General features: G+C 74.3%; 6 protein-coding genes and 1 pseudogene. 5 read left to right on the top strand and 2 right to left on the bottom strand.

From position 1 onward, the window contains the following. Nucleotides 1-541, bottom strand: a pseudogene (locus tag AB0D31_RS34165) (hypothetical protein); the annotation flags it as partial. Nucleotides 542-814: 273 nt separating this feature from the next. Here AB0D31_RS34165 and AB0D31_RS34160 point away from each other — a divergent pair. The 3 genes from AB0D31_RS34160 (at nucleotide 815) to AB0D31_RS34150 (ending at nucleotide 3,917) form a co-directional block, all read left to right on the top strand. Continuing rightward, the gene (locus AB0D31_RS34160) at nucleotides 815-1,864 is read left to right on the top strand and encodes a hypothetical protein (protein ID WP_362730670.1); all 1,050 of its coding nucleotides are present in this window, start codon (nucleotides 815-817) and stop codon (nucleotides 1,862-1,864) included. A gap of 47 nt (nucleotides 1,865-1,911) precedes the next feature. Continuing rightward, nucleotides 1,912-2,286: a DUF488 family protein gene (locus AB0D31_RS34155; protein ID WP_362730667.1), complete on the top strand. Its 375-nt coding sequence runs from the start codon at nucleotides 1,912-1,914 to the stop codon at nucleotides 2,284-2,286. 62 nt (nucleotides 2,287-2,348) lie between these two features. Then, on the top strand, nucleotides 2,349-3,917 hold the full coding sequence (locus AB0D31_RS34150; protein ID WP_362730665.1) for a phosphatase PAP2 family protein: 1,569 nt from the start codon (nucleotides 2,349-2,351) through the stop codon (nucleotides 3,915-3,917). Between the two features lie 86 nt (nucleotides 3,918-4,003). Here the strand turns inward: AB0D31_RS34150 and AB0D31_RS34145 are convergent, their stop codons facing one another. Continuing rightward, complete coding sequence (locus AB0D31_RS34145; protein ID WP_362730662.1) at nucleotides 4,004-5,179, bottom strand: MFS transporter; 1,176 nt, start codon at nucleotides 5,177-5,179, stop codon at nucleotides 4,004-4,006. 282 nt (nucleotides 5,180-5,461) lie between these two features. Here AB0D31_RS34145 and AB0D31_RS34140 point away from each other — a divergent pair, with 282 nt between their 5' ends. Then, nucleotides 5,462-6,208, top strand: a complete 747-nt coding sequence (locus AB0D31_RS34140) for a helix-turn-helix transcriptional regulator (protein ID WP_362730659.1) — start codon at nucleotides 5,462-5,464, stop codon at nucleotides 6,206-6,208. Between the two features lie 29 nt (nucleotides 6,209-6,237). Continuing rightward, entirely contained in the window at nucleotides 6,238-7,086 is an 849-nt protein-coding gene (locus AB0D31_RS34135) for a carboxymuconolactone decarboxylase family protein (protein WP_362730656.1), read from the top strand. Nucleotides 7,087-7,295 lie beyond the last annotated feature (209 nt).

Here is a 7,295-nt window from a genome sequence, read left to right as displayed (position 1 = left end):
CAAGGAGGGTGTCGAACCCCGGGGGGGCGGCGCCCGGGGGGCCGCGGCCGACCGCCCCCTGGGCGGCGCGGGCGAGCCAGTCGCCCGCGCCGGCCAGGGAGAGCGTGGCCGCGAGCACCGCGAGGCCCTGGGTCGCGACACAGACCAGGAAGGCCGCGCCGGGCATGCGCCGGTGCCAGTGGCGTACGACCGCGATCAGGAGCCCCGGCCAGATTGCCACCGCGAGGGCGAGCAGCGCCAGGGTCAGGTCCCGCAGGCCGAACGCGCTCAGGCGGGTGCCGAGCACCGTGGTGGCGGCGACGGCGGTGAGGGCGGGCGGGGTGTCGGCCTCGCCGGACCAGCGGGCCCGGTTGCCCAAGAGGCGCCAGGCGAAGTCCACGGCGAGCAGCAGCCACACCAGCGCCGCGATGACGAGCCACACCCGGGAGAGGGCTTCGTGGCCGGTGAGGTGCAGCCCGATGGAGATGATCGCGGTGGCCATGACGGCGCCACCGGCGGCCGGGGGCAGCTCGGCCCACCACGGGGCGCCCTGGCGATTCATGCGCCCATCTCAACGCGGCTGGGCGCGCGTCGCCACCGAGGTGGTGGATCCGAGCAGAAGCTTGTACAGTACAACTAGTAGAAGTTGTAAAAGCCAACTATTGAGTCGATCATCGGGTCCGCCGGTTCCGGCCCCGCACCCGATCAGAAGGGTCCGCTGATGTCCGGAGGTCACAAGGCCACCCGTCCCGGCGCCGTGTCGGGCGATGTGCGTACGACGCCGTCGAGCCCCGCGCTGCGACACGTCCTCGCACACCTGATCACTCCGCTGCTGATGTGCCTCGGCATGGGGCTCGCCTACCTCGGCGCGTTCGCCACCCCCGAGCCGCACCACCTGCCGGTCGCGGTCGTCGGAGCGGGACCCGAGGCGAAGGTGTTCGCGCAGACCGTGAAGGACAAGGCGGGTGACGCGCTCGACGTCCGCACCGTGACCGACCGCGCTGCCGCCGTTCACGAACTCAAGGCGCGGGACATCTCCGGCGCCTACGTCCTGGACGCCAAGGCGCCCGAACTCATCGTCGCCTCGGCCGGTTCCGACATGAGCGCCACCGCCGTCGAGAAGGTCTTCACTCCGGCGGCCACCGCCCAGGGCGTGCCCCTGAAGATCACCGACGTCGTGCCGCCGGTCTCCGGAGACCCGACGGGCTCGGGCATCTTCTTCCTGCTCATCGCGGTGAGCATCGGCTCCTACGCCTCCGTCGCCGTGCTCGGCGCGGCCGGAGCGGGGCTGTCCCTGCGGACGCGGGCCGGCCTCGTCGCCGGGGTCTCCTTCGTGGTCTCCCTGATCGGCGCCGCCTTCGCCGGACCGCTCTTCCACCTCGTCGATCACGGCCTGTGGGGCGTGTGGGCGATGTCCTGGCTGTACTCGGCGGGCATTCTCTTCCTCGGCGCCGGACTCCACACCTTCCTCAAGCGCTGGACCACGCTCGCCGTGATGGTGCTCTTCGTGATGCTCAACTTCACCAGCTCGGGCGGCCTGTTCCGGCCCGAGCTGCAGGACGGCTTCTTCGGCAGTCTGCACGCCTTCTGGAACGGCGCGGGGCTCGTCGAGGGCATCCGCGACCTGGTCTACTTCGGCGGCCACGGCCTCGCCCGTAACGTGTGGGTGCTCGCCGCCTGGCTGGTCGTGGGCCTCGCCGTGATGGCGGTCGCGGGGATCGTCGAACGCCGACGTGCCTCGACGCTCACCCCCGACGCGCCCGCAGCCGTACCCGCGCCCGCCGCGGCGCCCGTCCTCACTGAGGGAGCGGCGAAGGGAGCCGGGACCGCGGCCATGCGGGAAGCTGAGGAGGAAGAGGAGATCGAGGAGACCGTCGGCGTCTGAGGCGAACACCGACGTCCCTGATGTCCGCGACACGTGGGAGGCACCGCATGCCGGCACAGCGCACACCGCGGGTCCGCCGTGTCTACGACCCGCCCGAGGAGGCCGACGGCGTACGCGTCCTCGTCGACCGCCTCTGGCCCAGGGGGCTCTCCAAGGAACACGCGTCCGTCGACGAGTGGCTCAAGGAGCTCACCCCCTCGACCGAGCTGCGCCGCTGGTACCACGAGGACCGCACCCGATTCGAGGAGTTCCAGGAGCGGTACGAGGCCGAACTGGCCGAGCCGGAACCGAGCGGGGCCGTCGAGCGGCTGCGCACCCTCGTGAAGGACGGCACCGTCACCCTGGTCACCGCGGTGAAGGACATCGACCACAGCCATCTGCCGACGCTCCTCGCGGCCCTCGGGCCCGGCCGGTCCCGCTGAGCCGGCGCCCGTCCGGGCCAACCCGGCGCGCGCGGCGGCGCCGGGCGGGCTAGGCAGGGGACATGGCACCGATGGCACGGATGGGCTCGATCGACCACCGCTGGTTCGAGCGGGTGGCCACCGCCCGGCTGGCCGGCGCGGACCGGGTACTGCCCCGCCTGAGCCGCGCCGCCAACCACGGGCGGCTCTGGTTCGCGACGGCAGCGGTGCTCGCCGCGGCCGGGGGCCCCACTGCCCGCCGGGCCGCGCGGCGAGGGGTGGGCGCCCTCGCGCTCGCCTCGCTCACCACCAACACCGTCGCCAAGTACGCCACCCGGCGCGGGCGTCCGGTGACGGACGCCGTCCCGCTGGTGCGCCGCCTGGCGCGAGCGCCGCACACCTCCTCGTTCCCCTCGGGGCACTCCGCGTCGGCCGCCGCCTTCGCGGCCGGCGTCGCCCTGGAGTCCACGCGGTACGGGGCCTTGGTGGCCCCGGTCGCGGCGGCCGTGGCGTTCTCCCGTGTCTACGTCGGCGTCCACTACCCGGGTGACGTGCTGGCCGGCTGTGTCCTCGGCGTGGCCGCGGCCGCCGCCACCTGCTACTGGTGGCCGCCCCGCCCCGAGCCCGTCCACCCCCTGCACACCCGCGCCGCGGCGCCCACGGTACGGCGCGGCCGCGGCCTCGTCGTGGTCGTCAACGGCGGCTCCGGCAAAGGAGTTCCGGGCCGGCTGCCCGCGCAGGACCATCTGCGGCTGCTGCTGCCCGAGGCCGAGATCGTCGAGCTCGGGCCCGACGAGGACCTGGGCGAACTCCTCGACGAGGCCGTCGCCCGGGCGGGCCGGCTCGCCGGGGTGCTCGGCGTGTGCGGCGGCGATGGCACGGTGAACGCCGCATGCGAACGCGCCGCACGCGCCTGCCTCCCCATCGCGGTCTTTCCCGGCGGCACCCTCAACCACTTCGCGCTCGACGCCGGCGTCGCCGCCTTCGAGGACACCGTGCACGCCCTCGAACACGGCGAGGCCATCCGCGTCGACCTGGCCCGCGTGCGCGACGCCGGCGGCCAGGACGTCGCGGCCTTCGTCAACACCTTCAGCATCGGCTTCTACCCCGACCTGGTGCGGGTGCGCGAAGGCCTGGAGGGCCGGATCGGCAGATGGCCGGCCGGCGCCATCGCGCTCGCCCGCGTGCTGCGCACCGCCACCCCTCTGCATCTGCGGATCGACGGCCGCCCGCGCGCGCTGTGGCTCCTGTTCGCGGGCAACGGCCACTACCGGCCCGACGGACTCGCCCCCTCCCACCGGCCCCGCCTGGACGAAGGCCTGCTCGATCTGCGGACCGTCGACGCCGAGGTGCCGCTGGCCCGCGTACGCCTCGCCGTCTCCGCCCTGGCCGGAGCGCTGCGCCGCTCACACGTGTACCGGGCCGAACGCGTCCGCTCGGTCCGGCTCACCGGCCTCGAAAGCGTCAACTCCCTCGCGTACGACGGCGAGACGACCGCTGCGCCCGACGCGCTGGTCCTCGACAAGGAGGACCGGGCGCTCACCGTCTACAGCCCGGCCGAAACCCAGGACGAGCTCGCCCAGCGGGCCCGTACCGCGACGGCCGCGCTCGCCGCCGGAGCCACCGCCATGCGGGCGCGGCGCGTCCCGTGAGGTTCCCTGAGGTCCACTGGAGGTCCCCTGAGGTCCCCTGAGGTCCCGGGACGCGGCCGGCGGCCTGGCGCGTCCCGCGAGGAACCTCACCTGCCCGGCGCCGCCAACGGCGAGACCGCGGGTTCATCCTGCGTGCCCGGCGCCGGTGACGGGGGCTCCGGCAAGGCGCGGGCGAGCAGCCACGCCACGGCGGGCAGGGCGATCAGCGGGGCCAGCGCGGTCCGCAGCGACGTGGCGTCGGCCGCGGCCCCGATCAACGGCCCGGCCAGGCCGCCCACGCTCACCGTCAGGCCGAGGGTGACCCCGCTCGCGGTGCCGATCCGGGTCGGCAGGTAGTCCTGGCCCAGCGTCACCTGGAGCGAGAACGGCACATACAGTGCGGCCGAGGTCAGGGCGACGAAGAGGTAGAAGGCGGGGCCGGGGACGAACACCACCCCCGCGACGGCGGGCACCGCGACCGCGTACGACCACCCGAGCACGCGCACCCGGTCCCAGCGCGCCGCGAGCCCGCCGCCCACGACCGTGCCCACCGCGCCGCCCGCGTACAGCACGAACAGGGCCGCGGAGCCCGCCACTTGACCGCCTCCCACCCGTTCGCGGGCGTACAGCGCGATGAACGCGCCCAGCCCGACGAAGACCAGCGAGCGGCACACGACGACGAGGGACAGCCGCAGGAACGAGGCGCGGTCGTCCCGCCCGGCGCCCCCCGCAGCCGGCGCCTGCGCACGGCCGGGTGGCCGGATCGCGCGGAGCGCCGCCGCACACAGCACGCTGCCGAGTGCGGCCGGCACCACCAGCAGCGGCGCCGCCCGCAGCCCGCCGACCCCCACCACGCCGGCCACCAGCAGTGGGGCGGCCGCGAAGCCGAGGTTGCCGCCGAGCGAGAACCAGCCCATCGCGGTGTGACTCCCCGCGCTCGCCGCGCGGGCCACCCGGGCCGACTCGGGATGGTAGGCGGCGACCCCCACCCCGGAGACGGCGACCATCGCCAGCGTCATGGCGTACGTGCCGCCGCTGCCGCTCAACGCGATGCCGACCCCCGCCACCGCCGTACTCGCCGGCAGCAGCCACGGCATCGCCCAGCGGTCGGCGAGCGCCCCGAACAGCGGCTGGACGACGGAGGAGAGCAGGGAGGCGGCGAGCACGATGCCGGAGGCCGCGGCGTAGGAATAGGCGCGCTCGGCGACGAAGAACGGCACGAGGGCCGCGACGGAGCCCTGGTACACATCGACGCAGCCGTGCCCTACGGCGAGGAGGAGCACGGGCCGTCCCGTCCACCCGCCGCCCGGGCCGCGGGCCCGCCGCCACCGCCAACCGAACACCGGCCCAGGCTTCAGCACCGACCCACCCAGCTCCGCCGGCCTACTTTGCGCCGCCGACCGACCCTGCGCCGCCGGCCTATTTTGCTCCGCCGACCCACCCTGCTCGGCCGACCCACCCTGTTCCGCCGGCCCACTCACCCGTACCGGTCCACCTCGTCGTATAGCCACCGCTCGATCATCGACGTGCGCCTCCCTGTCGCGCTTCCGATAAATTGCCTAGTGATGCCGAACATCCGCCACACCCCCGTCGCCCCCACGCGGGCCCAGCAGATGGCACCCGGGGACAGCATCGACGCGCACCGGCACGACGATCACCAGCTTGTCCACGCGAGCCGCGGGGTCCTGGCCGTCACGACGGACGCCGGGACCTGGGTGGCCCCCGCCACGCGCGCGATCTGGGTGCCCGCCGGCACCGTGCACTCCCACCGGGCGCACGGCGGGCTCGAGTTGCACCTGATGGGGGTCGCGGCCCACGAGGATCCGCTGGGTCTCGACACCCCCACCGTCCTGACGGTCGGCCCGCTCCTTCGCGAGCTCCTGCTCGCCCACACTCGCGGGCCCGCCGACCGAAGCCCCCAGGGGGAGCGGCTGCGCGCCGTCCTGCTCGACCAGGTGGGCGCCGCGCCCCAGTGGCCCGTCCATCTGCCGGCGCCAGTCGATCCCCGCCTCGCCGCCGTCTGCGCGATGCTGTGGGCCGACCCGGCCGACCGACGTGGACTCGCCGAACTGGGCGCGCGGGCGAGCGCGAGCGAACGCACCCTGACCCGTCTGTTCCGCGCCGACCTCGGCATGACGTTCCCGCAGTGGCGCACCCGGCTCCGGCTCTACCACGCACTGCAGCTGCTCGCCGACGACCTCCCGGTGACTACCGTGGCCCACCGGTGCGGCTGGTCCTCCACCAGCGCGTTCATCGACGTGTTCCGCCGCGCCTTCGGACACACCCCTGGTGTGCACGGCCGTTTGCGTTAGAGCACGCTCCAACTCGTAGCGTCTGAGACATGAACAGCGCGGAGAACAAGAAGAACGCAACGGGCCACTCCATCGCAGGGGACGGCGCCGAGACGACCGACGAGCGGTACGAGCGCGGGCTCGCACTGCTGCGCACCATCGGCGGCCAGGAGCGCCCGGCGGTCCTGGCGAGCCTGGCGGACATCGCGCCCGACCTCGGCCGGATGACCGTCGCCTTCGGATACGGCGACGTCATTGCCCGCCCCGGACTCACGCTCCGCCAGCGGCAGATCGCCACGGTCGGCGCGCTTGCCGCGATGGGCAACGCGGCGCCGCAGCTGCGCTTCCACATCGACGGCGCGCTCAATGTCGGGGTCGCTCCGGCCGAGATCGTGGAGCTCCTCATCCATACCGCCGTATACGCGGGTTTCCCCGCGGCACTCAACGGCATCACCGCCGCGCGCGAGGTCTTCGAGAGCCGCGCCGACACCAAGATCGCCCCCGTGGACACGGCGCCGCTCGACGGCGACCGGTACGAGCGCGGGCTTGCCAAGCTGGCCGAGGTCGACGGGCACGCCGGTGACCAGGTCGTCGCGTCGATGCGGGATATCGCGCCCGATCTGACGCGCTACATCGTCGAGTTCGCCTTCGGGGACATCTATGCGCGGCCCGGGCTCGACCTGAAATCCCGCGAGTTGGCCAGCGTCGCGATGTGCACGGCGCTCGGCACGGCCGCGCCGCAGCTGCGCGTCCACATCCACGGCCTGCTCAACGTGGGCGGCACCCGCGAGGAGGTCGTCGAGGTCATCACGCAGATGGCGGGCTACGCGGGATTCCCGGCGGCACTCAACGGCATCACCGCCGCCCGCGAGGTCTTCGAGGAGCGCGCGGCGAACTGACCGAGCGCGGCCGGCGGCGCCTCACCCGGGGTGAGCGGCGGGGCCAGGTCAGCGGTGGGGCCGGGGCAGTGGTGGGGCCGGGTCAGTGGTGGGGCCGGGGCAGTGGTGGGGCCGGGGCAGTGGTGGGGCCGGGTCAGTGGTGGGGCCGGGTCAGTGGTGGGCGGTGGGGCCGGGCCCCCCACCCCCCCCCCCCCGGCAAAAAACCACAC

It is taken from the genome of Streptomyces sp. NPDC048361, assembly GCF_040651795.1.
GTDB lineage: Bacteria > Actinomycetota > Actinomycetes > Streptomycetales > Streptomycetaceae > Streptomyces.
Note: the sequence above shows the minus strand (reverse complement) of the source record. Positions and strands in the feature narration are given on the sequence as shown.

Bases quoted from the DNA above. Each gene is read 5' to 3' on its own strand.
- AB0D31_RS34160 (WP_362730670.1), top strand. From the start codon at position 815: ATGTGCCTCGGCATGGGGCTCGCCTACCTCGGCGCGTTCGCCACCCCC.
- AB0D31_RS34155 (WP_362730667.1), top strand. From the start codon at position 1,912: ATGCCGGCACAGCGCACACCGCGGGTCCGCCGTGTCTACGACCCGCCC.
- AB0D31_RS34150 (WP_362730665.1), top strand. From the start codon at position 2,349: ATGGCACCGATGGCACGGATGGGCTCGATCGACCACCGCTGGTTCGAG.
- AB0D31_RS34140 (WP_362730659.1), top strand. From the start codon at position 5,462: ATGCCGAACATCCGCCACACCCCCGTCGCCCCCACGCGGGCCCAGCAG.
- AB0D31_RS34135 (WP_362730656.1), top strand. From the start codon at position 6,238: ATGAACAGCGCGGAGAACAAGAAGAACGCAACGGGCCACTCCATCGCA.